This is a genomic window from Wolbachia endosymbiont (group A) of Portevinia maculata (genome assembly GCF_964028525.1).
Taxonomy (GTDB): Bacteria; Pseudomonadota; Alphaproteobacteria; order Rickettsiales; family Anaplasmataceae; genus Wolbachia.
Window position 1 is genome coordinate 1,177,803 of record NZ_OZ034786.1, and the last position, 17,836, is coordinate 1,195,638.

Here is a 17,836-nt window from a genome sequence, read left to right on the forward strand (position 1 = left end):
AACAGAAATAAACTACACATTATTACACAGGTGAGCATAAATTTACCATGAAAATGTTGACTTCAAGCTCTTTATTATGAAAGGTGTGAGAGCTAATGGTAGGCTTACGCTCGCACTTTTGTTAGGCCCTTGCACCAAAAATAAGTGTTTTTAAAGCTCTTTATAGCTCATGAATTCATTTGCCGGGGTTTTTAGGCGCTTTATGAGTGGGTTATAAAAAGATCTACCCCAAAAACCTCTAAGGTGCGTAGTAGCATTCTAAAGCCATCTATGGGAGACATTTTTTTTCATCAACGCATTCAAAACTTAAAAAAATAAAAAACTTGAACATTTCTTCAGAATTGTGTATAATTATTAATGCTTTTTAGGTTAATGTCTCATGGCTTTTTCTAAGTTTCTTGATCCCAAAAATGATGTATCGTTTAAGCGTATCTTCGGTACTGAAAAAAATAAAGATATCCTTATTCACTTCCTCAATGATATTCTTGGCTTTACTGGTAAAAATGAAATAAATGATATAGAGTTTTTAAGTACTATTCAAGACCCTGATATCGCCGCTAAAAAGCAAAGTATTGTTGATGTTCTCTGTAGAGATTCTACAGGTGCTCAATACATTTGCGAGATGCAGGTCGCTAAAACTAAAGGATTTGAAAAACGTGCTCAATACTATGCTGCTAAAGCTTACTCAAGGCAAGCTGATAAAGGTGACCAGTATCATAACCTTAAGGAAATTATCTTCATTGCTATAGCAGATTGTGTACTGTTTCCTAATAAATCTGAGTACAAATCAAAGCATACTATTCGAGATGAAGACACTAATGAGCATGATCTAAAAGATTTCTATTTTATATTTATTGAGTTGCCAAAATTTCCAAAGAATAAGGAAGATCAGTTGGAAAATATAGTTGAAAAATGGGTTTATTTTTTTCGATATGCAGATGAGACTAGTGAAGAAGAGCTGGAAAAAATAATAGGTAGTGATGTAATAATTAAAAAGGCCTATGAAGAGCTAAATAGATTTAACTGGTCAGAAAAAGAATTTATTGCCTATGAACAGGAAATAAAACGTATTCTTGATGAACAGGCTGTCCTCGCTCAAAAACTTGATGATGCTACTGAAAAAGGCAGAGAAGAAGGCAGAGAAGAAGGCATCCAAATCGGTCATGAAAAAGGCAGAAAAGAAAGGGAAATTGAAGTCGCAAAAAACCTACTTAAAGCAGGGGTTTCTATCGATATAATAGCTCAAACTACTGGTCTTACAGTTAACGAAGTCAAAGACTTAAGCTAATTCTATCTTTGGGTGTATAGATGAACATCTTTGTACTAGATGAAAACCCAGCAATTGCGGCACAAATGTTATGTGATAAGCATATAGTAAAAATGCCATTAGAAACTGCTCAGTTATTAAGTAATGTTTTTTCAATAGCATTAAAAGTGCCAAATCCTTTAGTCAGCATCACAGACCAGAATATAGAAGTTCCATATAAACTTACTCACAAAAACCACCCTTGTTCTCTATGGGCTAGACACTCAAAAGGAAACTTTAATTGGTTGATAAAGCATGGAAAAGAATTGTGCATAGAGTATAGCTTGCGATACAAAAGAACGCATAAATCCGAAGAAGTTATAGATTGGTGTGATAATAATAAGGATTTGCTAATTTTTCAATCAGCTGATATACAAATTTTTACACAAGCGTTACCTGATCGATATAAATGTAGTAATCCAATAGAAGCCTATAGAGAATATTACCTAAAAGAAAAGATGAGGTTTGCTAAGTGGGAAAAAGGTAGAGAAGCACCAGGTTGGATAATCTGCTACACAATACCACAGCTAATATAGCTCATAAATAAAGAAGCCATCCAAATCGGACATGAAAAAAGCAGGGAAGAGGGCGAAAAACAGGCTAAAATAGCTGTGGCTAAAAATTCACTCAAGGCGGGTGTTTCTATTGATGTTATTGCTGAAATAACAGGGTTTTCTGTTGATTATATTGAGAAAATTCAAGAAAAGAAGTTTTAGCCATAACGTTTTTTTTATTAAACCCTCTATTCTAGTAATTTTAATATTGCAATCCATTCTAATGTCTGTACAATGCCTTTTTTATATAAATACTTAATAGGAGGGGTTAATGCCAACACAGAAAGAGCTTCGGGCTACGATGTCCAAAAAATTACAGGAAGCTATTAAACATCCAGATCCAACAGTTGCTGCCGGGAGGAAGTCAGCTATCAAGAGATGGGTGGGAGTCCTTCAAGATAACTTTATGGAGCACATAAAATACTTTAAGGGTGATAAGTTGAAGTTTTTGCACAATGTATTCCAAGATGAAGGTTGCTGGTCAGGTGTAAGGTTGGATAATGCTGCTTTAGGTCAAAGGTTTACTGAAGAGAAAATAGGTGGAATAGATAATCCACTTCGCAAATATGAGATGGCTTGTAGTTACTGTGTAGTGGATAAAATTCATCCATTCTTTCAAAAAAGATTTGAATTTTACAAGAACAGTTTTCCTCCTGGCACACTTGATGGTAGCGGTAATCCTATAACTGATAAATACATACGAAACTCCCTATTAAATAGCATGAAGAGAAAAGGTGATGTGTTCAACTTCTGGATCGATAGAGAATCTGGGGAATTAAAGAAGTATGATGCAGTAGAAGGCTTTGACAGTGCTGTAAAACTTAAGTGGAGTGAAGGAGTAGAGTATTTTTATAATCATTTAAAAGAAGAAGATAAGGAAAAGAAACTTATAGAAGCTATTATTGCTCTGTCCCGCGTTCAATCTGTTGAGAAAGATGCTCCTATTTTAGATTTTTGTGTAAATAAGATAGTCGATAAAGATACTCTTTTACAGAAATTATTGCAGAAAGATAAGGGAGTATATGCTCTTCTTGCTGAATTAATAGAGTCATGTTTTTTTGATACGGTTCATGATTTGGTACAGTGCTGGTGTTATGAGGAAGCTTCAGCACGAGGTGATCATTCAAAGGAAATACTCTCACAGGATGAGTATGACCTCCTTCTTTACTCACTTTCAAATGTAATGTTGAAAAATCCTGAATCAAATGTTCAAGCTAGATCTCTTATTATGAAGATTTGGAAATGTGACTGCTTTATTGAATACAGAAAGATTTCTGTTAATATTTCTAATTGTATAGTTCCTATACAGGACATGCTTGCAGGGTTAATAATTAACTGGAAACGAGAAGACATTTATAAGTCTGATGAGGAAAAAGAAATAGAGAAAAAAGAAATACTAGATATGATGTTATTTGCTAAAAATAGCTTTCCTGAAAGATTTGAGTTCTTTAAGGGAAGGATAATAAAAAGTCTTAGATTATGTGGTAGAGAAGGTAAAAGAGTAAATGTAGATTACGGTCTGTTTGCGGAAGAATTATTCTCTGAGTTAGAGAAAACAATTTTACCACCTGTAGGTGATGGTCCTTGGAATAATTTACGGTCACGATCTAAAGCTCATGGTAGTAAGAAAACAACTTTGCCAGTTGATGATGGTCCACAGTCTGAGCTTGGAACTCCTAGTGTAAGTGGTGTTTCTTCTTATAAGAAAAAAAGCGTCTTTACGCTTAGTGGTAATAAGTAATCCACTTATGAACTCTTGGTGTTTCTGGTCGTAGTAAATAAGGGGTATTTTGTATGAGTAATGGTGATGGATTTATTAGGAGTTTGGTGGATGGAGATCTTGAAGGATTCAGACAAGGATTTGAATCTTTTTTAGATCAATGTCCATCTTTCTTGTATCATGTGAGTGCAGGTCGTTTCCTTCCTGTATTCTTTTTTAGTATGTTTTCTACTGCACATGATGCTAATATCTTAAATGAAAATGAGAGAGTGTATTTTCGTTTTGATAATCATGGTATTGATACAGGTGGTAGAAATAGAAATACAGGAAATCTAAAAGTCGCTGTTTATCGTGACGGACAGCAAGTTGTCAGATGCTACAGTATTTCTGATCGTCCTAATAGTGATGGGTTGAGGTTCAGTACAAGGGAGAGAAATGCTCTAGTGCGAGAGATTAGACGGCAAAATCCAAATTTAAGGGAAGAAGACTTAAATTTTGAGCAATACAAAGTATGCATGCATGGAAAGGGCAAGAGTCAGGGAGAGGCAATTGCAACAGTATTCGAGGTGATTCGTGAAAAGGATTTTAGAGATAGAGATAAATTTGCCAAGTATTCAGCATCTGAGATTAGTCTTCTTAGACAACTCTTAGGAGATCACGGATTGACAATTCAGGAAATAAAAGGAAGACAACTCAATTACAATCAGCTCAGACAACTTGATAGATCAGTCAAGTTTGCACAGGTAGCACAAGGTCAACAAAGGATTGACAACTTTATGGGAATACTAGCAAATAACCAAAGACAAAATGTAGAACGTAGAATGCACAGGGAAGTTTTGCCATACATCACTGACATCTATGATAATTGCAGACAAGCGCTAGAAAATAATATTGAAAATCGCAGTCAAAAATTTGAGAGTCACGGGTTTTTATTAGGTTTTTTAGCAAATTTTAGTCATCGCTACACAATAGGCATCGATCTTGACTTATCTCCTAGAAACTCACATGTTGCTTTTCTTGTACGTCATCAAGCAGAAAGAGAAAATATTCCTATTGTTATTAATCTTGCTATATTTGACACACCGTCAGATGTTGCATTAAACTGTGCCATAGGCTACGCTGGAAGGTTACACAATTCTTCATTTATACCTATTCATACCACATCAGAGCATACTGTTTGTGTTGGATTAAATTTTAATTTAAATCTAGATCCTTTTAGTGTTGATACAGTAGGGCTTCAACAGGATAGATTTCCTTTAGTACAAAGATTGTTTGAGTATATAGAAGATGAAGAGGTTGGAGAGAATATTAGAGATTTCTTGCTTCAACATCTTCCTGGTGAAATACCAAGAAATGCAGATAATTATAACAGAGTATTTGATTGTATAACTGGTTTTACTTTTGGAAGTAGTGCTTTTGATATACACCCTTTACAACTAGAAGGTGTAGAGGAAGATGAAGTACATATAATAAAGCACACATTTATACATGGTGACCCCAATTTAAGAAAGCGCGCATTGACTATGGTCTTTCATGCTGAAGGTTCTGATATAGTTATACTCCATATTAGAGCTCACGATGCACAACAACAAGGAGCAATCAATTTAGAAAATCTTAATATTAATGGAAATAATGTTCATGTATGGGAAGTTTCATGCACACTTAATGACCAATTTGAGCTAGATATTGATCAACCAAATGACCTTGGTTTATATCACGATTACCAAAATAATAATGCAAATAATTTTCTTGATGGTGATCTTGTACAAGTACCTAATGCTGAAAATGTACATGGTATTTCAGAAAGGGTTATGAATGATGGCTGGAAAAATGTAGGTCAGCATAGAGGATTATTTCAAGAGATCTCTGGAGCATTGATGCCACTTAGGGATGCAATAAATGTTAATAGTGAGGATAAGTTTCGTTCTATACTACATGGTACATTTTATGCTAGTGACGATCCTGATAAAGTGCTTGCTATGTATAAAATTGGTCAAACATATAGTTTGAAAAGGAGGCAGGAAGAAGAAGGAGAAAGGGTAATGCTCACAAGAATTACAGAACAGAGATTAGACCTTTTATTATTAAGACAATCTACGGAGAATGCTTCAGATACTCACCCGATTGTATATGTATTAGGATTTGCTGATAATGCAGAAGAAGTAGCACAAAAGGAGAATAACGCAAAAGATCGAATAAAAGAACTTATGAACAAGCAAAGGGGATATTTGCCTATTACTCCTGGAAATGAGGTGGTTTTATCTTCTGCTGTATTTAATGCAGGTGCACAGAGAGTAGAAGATCTTATATCTATTCCACAAGAACTATATATACATAGGCTTGACCGCAGTACTAGAGGATTAGTGGGACCTGAAAGTGTTATTGATGAAAATCCACCAGAGGGTCTATTATCAGATCAGACTCGTGAAAATTTCAGGCGCTTTTACACGGAAAGAAAACCAGGACAGAACTCTATTTTTTTGCTTGATATAGATGATAATCTGCACGTTCCATTTAGTTACTTGCAAGGTACTAGAGCACAGGTAATAGAAACATTAAAGTCAAGAATAAGGGGAGGTGATAATTCCATTCCTACAGCACAAGAGATAAGAAGACAAATAAGAGATATTCTTGGAAATCAAGGGATAGAAGTAAATGATCTACTTACACTAGAATTTGCGACGAGAAATGAACATTATGATTACTGGCTTCAACAAATTGATATAGCTCACGCTGGAAGATTGCGATATCAGCTTCGTACTGAAGGTAATCACACTTTTGAAGTAGCTAATTTGGCAAGGAATGACGGTAACGAGCACATTGTTAGAGTATTAAATCAATTTAGGGAAAATGAAGAACAACAGCGTTTAACTTTAATCATTACTTTAAATAATACTCATTGGGTTACACTAGTGATTGAACGTCAAAATGGGAACTATGTTGGGTACTATGCTGATTCAACTGCTACTGCTGTTCCAGGTGGTATTACTGATATCATTCAAAATAACTTAGGAAATAATATCAGGATTAATAATGTTTCTGTTAGTCAGCAAACAGATGGTTGGAATTGTGGTTTATGGGCATTAGAAAATGCTAGTGATATTAATCGAGTTCTAAACGAAAATCCTGTTGGGCAAGTGCAGAATATCATAAATATAATACGCGATTTTCTTGGAAGAGGCCACCCAAACAGAGATAGAAATTACTTTCAGAACATAAGAGTGGGCATTTCACAATTATTCAGGAATGATCCGGGATTTCAAGATGTGCAATTGCAAGCATACATTCAAAATAGAGAACAAATTGATCCATTACTACGTACTTATCTAGAATTAGGATATCACAGAGTAGGAGGAGGGTATGGATTAGTAGAAGCACCTATATCGCTTGGTGTTAGTGATTCCAGTAATTTTGGTGACCTGCCACAGTCGAGTTTAGAAGGTCCTGAAGCTAGTCGTGTTTCTGACCTTAGCAAAGGTAAAGGCGGTAAGTAGAGGTAATCGGTAGATGAAAGGAGTGTAACAAAAACCTTATGCATCAAGTAAAGATTGTGAGCAAATTTAAAGAAGTTAAGGTGGGTAACCTGTTTTTTTCTACTTGCAGCAATGTTTCAAAAAGTATATGTGTCGAGTTGGGTAAAGTTGAAGGAGGTTCTTAAATGAGCAACTATTAATTTGGTAGTGTATAACATTAATAAATTTAAATGATGCAACCATTTCCAGCAACAAAAATCAGCTAGCGTGAGAAGATTTTTTCTTGGAATCGCGTGGTCTACCATGTGTACCATACGAACTTTTTAATATAATAATTTTACTATACGCTAAAACTACCCATATTAGCCCATTTCATCCATATCTACATACGAACTATTTTGCCTAAGCTTATAAAAATAATTTAAATCTTCTATTTTTATAACCTTATTTTTACGCGGCTTGTTCTCACAAATATACGACCCTTTTTGCAATCTTAGGAAGAGTCAATAATTCAATTCTTTATAACACTAGCTAGCATGGTATCTTCACTAAAATATTTTTTGAAAAAGTTAGTTGACTTATAAATAATTCTCTACTAATACTGGCATGTGTTTGTTTATTCTGCTGAAGTGGCTCCGCAGGTTACTGTATAAGCTTCAGCAGTTTCCGTACTCCTTTAAAGTATAATTCATCATGCTCTTATAGTAGTGATATCAAGTATAGGTCTTAACCATGTTGATTTATAGTAAAATTAGCTCGAATTTGGAGTCATAAGCAACTTTTAACCTCTCTATATACTCCATTGTTACTCACCATAAAAACTTAACAAAAATATGAGTAGTAAAAAGATTGTGTTGAAATTAGCTTGACCAATATTATATATTGTACATAATATATTCTATATTTAGGCTAGGAGGTAGTATGGTTACAGAGTCAGTAAAATATGTTGTAGAATCTATCAGTGAACAAAAGCTAGGAGAGGAATTAAATACTGAGCCATGGCATTCAAAAATTGAGTGTAATAGCAATGAGGGACCAACGCCTGAAGATGACATAACAGATTTAGATGATTATAGTTTGTTTGTTCAAGGAATAAGTAATCGTTCGGAATGTTATGACCTTGATCAGAGACATGAAACTAGGGAGGCTGTTGACACATGTGTAAAACATACATTGTCGTATCAGAGTGAAACTGATGATAGTGATTTATATTGGAAAAATTACCCTATTAGTCCAAGAGACTCTGCTTTAATTAAGTTAGATCTACTACTGACTGAAAGTGAGAGAAGTCTAATTGATGAATTTCGTAAAGAGTTAAAAGATGTAGTAACAAAAAATGATCAAGGTTATAGGGATAAGCATGAAAATTTTACAAACACTGCTTTAGAGCGTATAGAGTGCATAACAAATAAATATTTGCAAAAAGGGATAAGACTCAATTCAAAATATAACGATGATAAGTATACTATAACAAGTTTAATTTTTAAGGAAATAAGAAATATCCCTGATAGAATACGACAGCATAAGGGATTACCACCTTATGAGAGTTTATCAGACGATAGTGAGACTATAACAAGTTTAGTTTCTAAGGGAATAAGAGATATTCCTGCCTACGAGGGTGTATCAGATGATAAAAATATAGGTATTATACGCAATATCATGAGTAATTTACTATTAAAAGGTGGAAGAGTAAAATGCAGTTCCTTTTATGATGATAAGTTATTGTATGCAACTTATGGGTTCAGTTATGAGATTTTTGCAGAATGTGAAGAAATTGATAACAAGCTAAAAAGTGTAGCAGATGAAGGTATTATAAACAGTAGTGCCCAAGGCAAAGCTTTACACGTAGAAATGGATAATGGATATTTTTATGTAAAATATTCGCAAGATAGCACTGTTGAGGTTGCAAAAGTTATAAATAATCCAAAAGTGAAAGATTTAAGTTTTAGACATCATATATTTCATGTTGGAAAGAGTATAGTAAGAGTTGAAAATGTAGGAGGAAAAAGAAATTATACAGACGTTTTAGAAGGTGGCATTGAAATGTCTTTTACTACTGAAGTAGGAAAGATTAGTATTCATCTACGTTCTAGTGATAAAGACAACAATAAAATTGAAGTAAAGATAAGTGACGATGACAAGAAGAAACTTGATCAATTAAAAGATAAGGAAGAAATAGGAGAAAATTGCTTACTTGGTGGATATTCAGTACATGATGCGATTAAACGAGGATATTTTGAAAAACATGAAACACTACGTCAATCTTCTGAAAAAATTACCTTATCTAATGAAAAGAAAAAAAATAGTTGGTGTGAGATAGTAACAAATTCAAAACAGACAACAAGCCGTACTGTAGGGTAAATGCTACACTGCTTGATTGTCTAAAGATCTTATATTACTCACCATAAAAACTTCACAAAAGCTTAACGACGTGAGTAGTAAAAAGATTATGGTTATTGACTTAATGTTACATATCGCATACAATGTATCATATATCTTAGCTTAGAGGGATAAGTATGGGTGAGTCTACTGGGATAGTAAAATCTATTATCAATCTACTAAAACCAAAATCCAAACCAGAGCCATCTGATTTTGAATATGAATCAATTATAGAACATCTATCATCTAAAGAGCATTTATTAAATGAGCTGATGAATGATATGTGGTACTCAGGAGACTTACCATCAGTCAGAAACTATAATGAACCATTATCTTTGATAGATAGCAAACTTGGATTAAGTGAACAGATTTGTGTTTGGTTTGCTCTAGATCATGACCTTACACCAAGTCAAAAAAATTTAAACAAAAAGTTACTTAGTGCTCTAAAATGTTTAGCTTCTAACTGTGGTTCATTTGATAATACTGAGCCCCTTGAAGAATTTTTACATGATAATAAAAACAATAAAGATTTAAAAGTAATTCTTAATCTCAGAAGAGGAGAATCTCAATCAACAGTATTGCATGCAATTGCAGGAGCAAATATTGGTGGATTTCGTCGTACAGGAAATCAGGCTATAGATTTACTCTTAGAAGCAGGTGCAGATCCTAACATACAAGATAATAAAGGAAAAACACCACTATACCTTGCTGCTGCTAAAGGTCATTACGATAATGCAAACTCTCTTCTCTTGAAAGGAGCTAACCCTAATATAACAAGTAGAAAGGGGAGAACTCCACAACAAATAGCAACTAATAACCTCTGCTATGATATTGAAGAATTATTTTTAACTGATAAACAGAAAAAGATGAATAAGGAATTGTATGACTTACTTGTACTCGATTCAGACTGCACTAAAAATTTAAAGGACTTTTTAAGTAAGCATAAAAGAGATTCAGACCTAAAAGTGGTGCTAAATATTCGGCAAGGAATGGGTGAATCAAAAGTGTTTTCGTATGTTGATCGTTTTTCTTGGGACAATGAAGGTCTTATTCAAGAGTTAAGAAAGATATTTTTAGAAGCAGGAGCATTAGATTATGGTATAAATATTTATCGTCAGCAAAAGGAAGGACAGGCCAGTAAATTACTCGTTAATTTAACTTCAAATCAAAAGGAGAAGTTAAATAAGTTTTCTGATAAGGTATTTCGAGCTCAAAACATGGTTGAACTTGAAAAGATTGTAAACGATGCTATAAAGTCTGGTGTACGATTAAACTATTCTCTTTCACAAGATTTCTTTTTAGGTAATGAGTACACTTTTACCGATTATGTGATGAAAAAAATCAATGAGTTGGAAAAAAATCCTAAAGTTGCTAGTAGTATAATATGTCAATTAGTATCAAAAGGGGCAGTGTTTGGTAATACAGTTGATGCTAACACACTGACATCAGAATTTAAAGAGCATAAAACTAACCTAAAAAAAGCTTATAGAGATTATATTAGCAATTCTCATAAGTTTATTGAAATCGCAAAAAGTGCAACCAATAGCGAGCTAAAAGATGCAAGAGTAGACAACTCCGTTTTTTACTTAGAATATTCTAAAGATAGTAAAATAGACATTATAAAGATAACAGATGGGGTAAGGGATTTAGGTCTAACAGATGGGGATGTAAAGTGTGGAAGAAATATAGTAAAGATCGGTAATAGTGAAGTAGAAATTAAAACTGAAGATGGCATAAGGAATTACACAGATCTTACAGAAGGTAGCAGTATAGTATTAACTTTCTATACTAGTTTGGGAAATGTAGACGTTAGGCTGTATCCTGACGTACAGAATAAAAGCAAAATTATAGTAGAAGTGAGTGATAGAGAAGAAATATTAGAAAAATTCAAAGGTCGCGAAGAAGAGTTGGGCAATGATTGCGAGCTTGGTAACTACTGGGTCTACGATGCTATTGAACAGGGATATTTTGAAAGATCTGGTGGATTAATGCGTCCTGAAGTAATAAGCGAGTCTAACAACAAATGGACAGAACGTGAAGAGTTAAGAAGGACTTCTGATCCTAAGAGAGAAGTTTCTAGGTAGATTAATTTGCCATAAAGGTTAAAGATTATTATTTAAATATAAACTACTATAATTTATAGATTAAGGAAATTGTACCAATGTCTTCTAAGAATACTCTTATATTGTTTTTAAGCTGGCTACAAAATGAGGATATGGAACATACAATTGGCTGAGCTGCCTTTTACACTCCAGGTCTAATATTAAAATATGCAGCTAAAATTGGATACATTTTCTATCACTGTTGTATCTAATATGCTAAAATCTTCATCATTTATATTGATATTTTTACATAATTGATTTTGTAACATTTATTTGCTCTTCTATATCAATTTCAACATCTTTTTGTGTGGCCCTTTGTAGTAGCTCCTTTTGCAATAACCTTTTTTAATTTTCTGGCACATACTTTTTTCGATGTTTTTTCATATTGTTGTTTTTATAAACGTTACGACGCTGAGCCGTAAAATTTTTCCATCTGCTCACTCCACAACACCGGTATTTCTCTTAAATCAGCTAGCTTCAAACCCCTTGGCTGCCTTCCATTTACTATATCCTCTTTAATCTTCGGAGCTAAATAATTCAGCCTCAAAATTTGCTGTATACGTCTTGTACCTACGTTTATTTTCTTACTCAGCTCTTTCATACTTCTATATTTTCCCTCTTCTAGTTGCCGTTTCCAGGAATGGGCTCTTACCACTGCTTTCAGTAGCGCATTGTTTGTTTTTGCTTCTGGTTCTACTACTGTGCATTTGTTTCCTTTCTTTTTTATTGGTATAAATTCCACCTTATCCTCTGAACTCATTTCTATTCCATCTTCTTTCACTAATACTGTTTTTATTAACTTTTTCACTATTTCTTTCTGCTTTCCAAAACTTAAATTTTTCCATTCTTCTGCTTTTTCTTCCCATTTTTCACATAGCTGCTCTGCTTTTTTCATTACTTCTTTTTCTATTTCTCCAGCTACTATAGTCCGATTTACTGATTCGCAATTTTTCCCTCCTAGATGATTGTTACATACATAGTATCGATACCTTTTATTCTCTTTTTTTGAGTATGTCAGCGTCATATTTACACCACAGCTCTTGCACTTTATTATTCCCTTTAGTAGCGCCTCTTCATATTTTGCTTTTCTATACGGCTGATTCTTTATCAATTCTTGTGCTTTTTTCCACTTTTCCTCTTCTATTATTGCTTCATGTTTTCCTTCATACTCTTTCTCATAATGCCGTATTTTTCCCACATATATTGGATTTGTTACTATTCTCCTTACCGTCGCTTTTTTAAAGATATCTGATTTTCCTTTCGTACGGTAACCTTGACTATTTAACTCTCTTGCCAATTCTGCCATTGATTTTAGCTCCATATACCTTGCAAATATGTACTTTACTACTTTTGCTTCTTTTTCATTTATTATTAACTCTTTATCTTTTACATCATACCCAAGCGGCACAGTTCCACCCATCCATAATCCCTGCTCTTTTGATGTTGCTATTTTGTTTTTTACTCTTTCTACGATCATTTCTCTTTCTAGTTGTGCTGCTCCTGATAACACTGTTTGTACAAATTTTCCCATTGGTGTGTTATTATCAAATATTTGTGTTACTGCTATAAAATTTACTCGATGCCTCCTAAAAAATGATGTCACTTCTATACTATCTTTTGTTTCCCTTGATAGTCTATCTAATGTATATAACTACCACACAGTCCACTTCTCCGGCTTTGACATCCTCGAATAGTTCCTTTATCGCTGGTCTATTTAAATTACTCCCTGAGAACCCTCCATCATCGTACTTTTTTGCTAATGCTACCCACCCTTCTCGACTCTTTATATACTTTTCACATGCTACTCGCTGCGCATCAAGACTATTAAACTTTTGTTCTAGTCCATCTTCATTTGATTTTCTTGTATATATCGCACATCTTACCTCTTTTAGCATTCTCTCTCCTCAATTTCCACTTTTATCACGCATCCCGAATAATAAAGGTCCGTTGTAGCTCATTCCCATTATTTTTCCCGCTACTGCTGATAATGACGTATAAAACTCTTCTCTATAGATTAAACCCTTATCTGTTACCATTACCGCATGTGTCTCTTCACCTCTCTCTAGTATTAATTCTGTCCCTTCTACTGGTAATTTATCGCTACTTATTCTTTTTCCCTTCTCTAGCCGATCTGCCAGATACTCTAGTCTTTTTGCTCCTTTTCTTGACATTTCTCCATATACTTCCTCCTGTATTCTATATGCTAGCCTCGGTATCAGATATTTCTTTGAATGTTTAGGTGCCTCTTCCCCAAATACCTTCTTCCACATTCTCCTTAGCTCTTCTAACGTTTTTTTCTCTAAATTCATTACTTTCTTTTCTGTTTCTTCCTCCATATTTTTAGCCCTTCATAAATAGCTTTTCAATTCTGTCTGTTTCTTTCTTTAATACCTCGGCTATTTCTTTGCTATTTTTCGCATAATCCATTGCTGTCATTCCAAATTTATCTGCTTGCTCTATTTCAGCCCCTGCTTTTACTAGCTCCTCCACTATTTCTTTTTCTCCTACCATACATGCAAGGTGCAGCGGTGTGCATTTACTGCCATACTCTTCAGCATTTACATTCCCTCCTGATTTTATCAATTCTCTAACTGTTTCTAAACGTTTCTCCGTTATTGCTAGGTGCAGTGCTGTATGTCCTTCCACATCTGCTGCATTCACATTCACTCCTTTTTCAACTAATAAACTCACTGTTTTTGCGTCTACTGCATAATGTAGAACTGTTCTTCCCTTTTCATCTCTTTCATAAATATTTTTAAACGAGTTCTCTAATAGTGACTCCTCTTTTTTACCGAGCTTTACCATAACTTACCCCACTTTTTCTTTACATTTAAATCCCTAAGCCTTCTTTCTCACTACCTCATCTATCATTTCATTCACTTGGCTCATTATTTTGCTTGCTAAATTTTCACATTCTTCCTTTATTAGTGATTTGTCTCTCTTCCTTATTTCTTCTATCTCTATTATTTTTAACTCCGGTAAATAACTCCTATTCAACATGTCTGCTATTTCTCCCACTAGCCTCTCTATTCCATAGCACGTCAGTTTTCTACTTTTTGTTATTCCTCCTTTTTCTCTCAAAAATTTACTTGCCTTTTTACTCTCTTCGCTATCACACAGACAATACTTTTCACTTTCCCATATGTAATACATTGGTGTTGCACCATATTTATTCAGTTGATTAACCTCAGCCCCTGCTTTTACTAGCTCTTTTATTATTTCAACTCCTGCTCCTCCTATTTTGCACGCAGAGTGGAGTGGCGTACATCCAGTGACATATTGAGTGGCATTTACTTCCGCTCCTTCCCTTAGCAGCACTTTTACATTTTCTAAACTCTTTGCGAATACTGCACAGTGTAGAGGTGTATAACCATTTTTATCTCTTGCATTTACCTCTGCTCCTTTTTTTATTAATAATCTCACTGTTTTGTAATCAGAGATTTCTACTGCTTGATGCAAGATCGTCTCTCCTTCTTCATTTCTTTTATTAATGTTTTTAAACCCGTTACTTGATACTTCTTTAAAAAACTTACTCTTGCTAAAACTCATTTCATACCTCACAAAATTAGCTTTTCTAGCGCCAGACAAATTTCTTATATTTACCTGCCGCTATTCAAGTCATGTCCGTTTTAGCATAAGAAAGCAAGTCTTTTTCTTTTTATTTCATACACTTTTACCTATTATTAATATAATATATGAGGATCTAAATATAAGTACTTAGCTTATTATAGATATAACTTGACTATTTTTCCAACTTCTGTGCAAATGTCGATGTTCATGCCACTTCAGTACTCCCGGGTAAAATACTAAAATGTGCTTTTCTAATTCGTGTATTGAGTCTTTTTGCTCTAAATCATTTTTATAGTAAACGTTGTGTTCTGCTAAAACATATTTTCTGACCTTCTGATCTGTATAATTTTCTACTTTATAGTTGTGAGTAACGCTAAATCTTTCTAAAATTGGCTTGTGTTTTAAATTCCAATATTGCCCTGAAAGTTTATCGCTTCCCAATACAAATTTATTTCCTCTTTCTTCTACGCTACTAACTGGAAAGCACGTATTTATGTCTCCTAAATCCCAACTGTCTGATAATACTATCTGCGCTTTTGCAAATTTAATCGATGGTAATAAACTCTGTGGTAATGGATATAGTGCTTTTAAGTTGTACCACAAATGATCTCTTTCATAGATGCCTTTATAATCCCTTGTGTGAGGCTCGGTTTCTCCAAGGATTGCTACATCTAGGCGATATATATCATTGCTTAAAGCTCGTTCATAATGATCGCGTAGATAGTTTTCTATAATCCTAATAACTGGACCACTAGACCTGAAAAAATTTACTCTTCCAAATGATAACACTGGTCCATCTTTTTCTATTTTTACCCCTGAATAATCAGAAAGAAGATCTCCAAATAAACTCTCATCCAATATAAATCTCTGCACATTATAATAATCGTTAAAAATCCTCATCAATCTGGATCTTACAGGCAGTGATAGTTTTGCCAGCTCTACTACTGCATCTACGAAGAAGTCATTTGGTACCTCTTTTATCCCTACTTGCAACTCAAAAAAGTGTTTACCGGGTGGTTCTTCGATGATTGTAATGTCTTCTATATTTGCCCACTTGAGTGCTATTTTAAGTGATTTAGGTGTTCCTCGCAGTCTTTGAAATTTTACTCCTTCTACTACTGCTTTTCTTCTATCTTTTACCCAGCGTAGTATTTCTTCTAAACCATATTCTTCTATTATCCACGGCAATGTTTCTTCTTCCAATCTAAATTTAAACCCTCTTATGCAACTTGGATTAACTTTATAGTCGATTGTTTCTACTAGCGCTTTTTCTTGCTTTGTTGCGTTTGGCGGTAATAAACTTTTCATTTGTCTTTTCTTTCAAGTTGCTTTAATTTCCTTTATTTAGGTAGCTTATGAGTAAGCAAGAGATCATTGCAGAACTGATAAAAAACAAAGATATTCTCGGTATTAAAAATACTTTCTTTGATATTTGACTATATTGTTAATACCTTAAAAAATAAGTTGCAACAGCTAGGAGAAGGAGAATCTTTTCGTCTGCATAACATTGGTCATTTTTTCCAGTAAACCTTAAACCACTTATTGCACGTAATCCTCTCACTGGTATGATTCCACAAAGCAAAAAATACGTTTTAAATCCTATCTAACTTGACGTAGCTAAGCACCGCACACTCATTCCCCAGTACCACAACATCCTCTTTTGGTTCTATTAATTCTACATTCTCTACACCCTCTACAAACAAATTTGCTATTATCCAAGATCTTGTAACATTCCATCCCAGCCTTCTATTTGCTTCAAACTTCTTAATGAACTGCTTCTTGATTTCCTCCTTCGATATTACAGGACTTATGCTCATTCTGCTGTGAATATCTATTTCCGTAATATTGCAACCAATTACTGTTACTGTATCGGTTAAAACCCTTATATCATCTCTAGTAACCTGCTTTTTTACAATTTCTAGTAGCTCTTCTGACACTATGCCAGTTGTGGATAATTGTGTTGATAAGATTGAAATTTGTACTTTTCCTGGTATAGGTGATTCTACTAATGCATCTTTTACTCTACTATCTGCCGACAGTGCATGATACCTATAATACTCCTTGCTTCCACACGTGCTTGAGCCTACTATCTTTGCTTTAATTCTTTTTCTAAATCGTTCATCATCTTCTTCTTTTTGCCTCTCCACTCCATAAAACTCAGCTAAATTATCAAGATCTTCTCCCGTTGCAAATTTTAGTAAATTACCCTTTACAGCTTCGTTTATCCTTTGTCTGAGTAACAACTCTCTCCATGCTGCTACTTCTAATACCTTCATTGCTGGATCCGATTCTACTAATCCTGAAAAGGTTTCATCTCTACGGACTAACTCTTCTTTCATTCTCGAAAAGATTTCTTCATAACTCAGCTTTTCTACAATATTTAGCTGCTTCATCTTTAAACTACAATTTCATCAAAATGAATGTTTTTCCCGCTTGGTAAGTATAATCCTTCTAGATCAAGCGTTACTTTTCCTTCTTTCACCTCTGTCATTTTTACTTTTTCTAGCTTAAATCTTTCCTCCCACCTTTGTAGAGCTTCTGCTACTGCTGAATAGATTTCCAAAGTTAAATCTCTATTTATTGGCTTATCTACTAATTCAAATAGTCTTGACCCATAATCTCTCCTCATTATTCTACTGTTAATAGGAGTGGTCAGTATATCAATTATTGATTGTTTCAGATGTTCTATTCCTTCTAATTCTTTTCCTGTTTTGGAGTCCATCCCTTTCATT

General features: G+C 34.1%; 12 protein-coding genes and 1 pseudogene. 6 read left to right on the forward strand and 7 right to left on the reverse strand.

The annotated features are described in order from the left end of the window. Nucleotides 1-379 precede the first annotated feature (379 nt). From ABWU36_RS05860 to ABWU36_RS05885, 6 genes are all read left to right on the forward strand, one after another. On the forward strand, nt 380-1,288 hold the full coding sequence (locus ABWU36_RS05860; RefSeq protein WP_264688169.1) for an Rpn family recombination-promoting nuclease/putative transposase: 909 nt from the start codon (nt 380-382) through the stop codon (nt 1,286-1,288). A 20-nt stretch (nt 1,289-1,308) separates the two neighbouring features. Beyond that, nucleotides 1,309-1,842 (forward strand): pyrimidine dimer DNA glycosylase/endonuclease V, encoded by a 534-nt coding sequence (locus tag ABWU36_RS05865; RefSeq protein ID WP_253307348.1) that lies wholly within the window; start codon nt 1,309-1,311, stop codon nt 1,840-1,842. Between the two features lie 289 nt (nt 1,843-2,131). Next, nucleotides 2,132-3,601, forward strand: a complete 1,470-nt coding sequence (locus tag ABWU36_RS05870; RefSeq protein ID WP_353273128.1) for a cytoplasmic incompatibility factor CifA — start codon at nt 2,132-2,134, stop codon at nt 3,599-3,601. Between the two features lie 53 nt (nt 3,602-3,654). Then, nucleotides 3,655-7,074 carry a cytoplasmic incompatibility factor CifB gene (locus ABWU36_RS05875; protein ID WP_353273129.1) on the forward strand — a complete coding sequence of 1,140 codons (3,420 nt, stop codon included), beginning with the start codon at nt 3,655-3,657 and terminating at the stop codon, nt 7,072-7,074. A gap of 900 nt (nt 7,075-7,974) precedes the next feature. Beyond that, the gene (locus ABWU36_RS05880; protein WP_264720027.1) at nt 7,975-9,414 is read left to right on the forward strand and encodes a hypothetical protein; all 1,440 of its coding nucleotides are present in this window, start codon (nt 7,975-7,977) and stop codon (nt 9,412-9,414) included. A 155-nt stretch (nt 9,415-9,569) separates the two neighbouring features. Next, nucleotides 9,570-11,516 (forward strand): ankyrin repeat domain-containing protein, encoded by a 1,947-nt coding sequence (locus tag ABWU36_RS05885; RefSeq protein ID WP_353273130.1) that lies wholly within the window; start codon nt 9,570-9,572, stop codon nt 11,514-11,516. A 421-nt stretch (nt 11,517-11,937) separates the two neighbouring features. Here the strand turns inward: ABWU36_RS05885 and ABWU36_RS05890 are convergent. The 7 genes and pseudogenes from ABWU36_RS05890 to ABWU36_RS05920 all read right to left on the reverse strand — a co-directional run bounded on the left by ABWU36_RS05890 (nt 11,938) and on the right by ABWU36_RS05920 (nt 17,835). Next, a pseudogene (locus tag ABWU36_RS05890) lies at nt 11,938-13,429 on the reverse strand (recombinase family protein). Nucleotides 13,430-13,438: 9 nt separating this feature from the next. After that, the gene (locus ABWU36_RS05895) at nt 13,439-13,870 is read right to left on the reverse strand and encodes a DUF2924 domain-containing protein (RefSeq protein ID WP_353273131.1); all 432 of its coding nucleotides are present in this window, start codon (nt 13,868-13,870) and stop codon (nt 13,439-13,441) included. A 4-nt stretch (nt 13,871-13,874) separates the two neighbouring features. Further along, nucleotides 13,875-14,339: an ankyrin repeat domain-containing protein gene (locus tag ABWU36_RS05900; RefSeq protein WP_353273132.1), complete on the reverse strand. Its 465-nt coding sequence runs from the start codon at nt 14,337-14,339 to the stop codon at nt 13,875-13,877. A 33-nt stretch (nt 14,340-14,372) separates the two neighbouring features. Then, nucleotides 14,373-15,083, reverse strand: coding sequence for an ankyrin repeat domain-containing protein (locus tag ABWU36_RS05905; RefSeq protein ID WP_353273133.1), 711 nt, complete (start codon nt 15,081-15,083; stop codon nt 14,373-14,375). A gap of 168 nt (nt 15,084-15,251) precedes the next feature. Beyond that, on the reverse strand, nt 15,252-16,412 hold the full coding sequence (locus ABWU36_RS05910; protein WP_353272983.1) for a phage tail protein: 1,161 nt from the start codon (nt 16,410-16,412) through the stop codon (nt 15,252-15,254). A gap of 284 nt (nt 16,413-16,696) precedes the next feature. Beyond that, on the reverse strand, nt 16,697-17,497 hold the full coding sequence (locus ABWU36_RS05915; protein ID WP_353272982.1) for a baseplate J/gp47 family protein: 801 nt from the start codon (nt 17,495-17,497) through the stop codon (nt 16,697-16,699). Between the two features lie 2 nt (nt 17,498-17,499). After that, nucleotides 17,500-17,835: a GPW/gp25 family protein gene (locus ABWU36_RS05920; RefSeq protein WP_065095147.1), complete on the reverse strand. Its 336-nt coding sequence runs from the start codon at nt 17,833-17,835 to the stop codon at nt 17,500-17,502. Nucleotide 17,836 lies beyond the last annotated feature (1 nt).